The organism is Acidovorax sp. KPB24-07 (assembly GCF_057543315.1).
The window spans coordinates 1-745 of sequence record NZ_BAAJYS010000847.1; the positions used below are offsets into that span (position 1 = coordinate 1).

General features: G+C 74.1%; 1 protein-coding gene and 1 pseudogene. Both read left to right on the forward strand.

The window, feature by feature from the left end; translation table 11 throughout:
- Positions 1 to 414: ABC transporter permease subunit (locus tag AC27IQ_RS26215; protein ID WP_487091397.1), on the forward strand; the 414-nt coding region annotated here is incomplete at its 5' end.
- A pseudogene (locus AC27IQ_RS26220) lies at positions 411 to 745 on the forward strand (ABC transporter permease); the annotation flags it as partial. The gene AC27IQ_RS26215 and the pseudogene AC27IQ_RS26220, both read left to right, overlap by 4 nt.

A 745-nucleotide genomic window follows, 5' to 3' on the forward strand; every position in this document is an offset into this window, starting at 1 on the left:
CTGCTGCTGCCCGCGCTGACGCTCGGCCTGGGCCTCGCGGCAGGCCTGGCGCGGGTGGCGCGCAGCGCGATGCAGGAGGCCGCGGCTTCGCCGTCCTACGAGTTCGCGCGCACCAAGGGCCTGTCGGACCGGCAGGCCCTGGTGCGCCACGGCCTGCGCCAGGCGGCGGTGCCGGTGGTGGCCTACCTGGGCGTGCATGCCGTGTTCCTGGTCGAGGGCGCGGTGGTGGTCGAGACGCTGTTCGCCTGGCCCGGCATCGGCCATGCGCTGGTGCACGCGGTGTTCGGGCGCGACGTGCCAATGATCCAGGGCACGGCCCTGTGCATGGGCTTCCTGTTCGTGGTGTTCAACCTGCTGGTGGACGCCGCCTGCCTTGCGCTTGACCCGCGTCGGCGCATGGGAGCCACCACATGAGCGCGGCAACCCTCGGGATCCCGGCGCTCGCCGCACGCCAGACCCGGCGTGCGGCATGGCGCCAACGCGCAGGCATCATCATCCTGGCGCTGGTCGCGCTTTTCGCGCTGCTGGGGCCGGTGCTGATCGGTATCGACCCTGCCCGCCAGGTGCTGGCCGACAGCCTGCAGCCACCCGGTGCCACGCACTGGCTGGGCACCGACGTGCTGGGCCGCAGCGTGCTGGCGCGCCTCGCGCATGCGGCGCAGCTCTCGCTCGGGCTGGCGCTGCTGGCCGCCGTCACCGCGGCCGTACCCGGCGTGCTGCTGGGGCGTGGCGGCCAGTTGGCGCG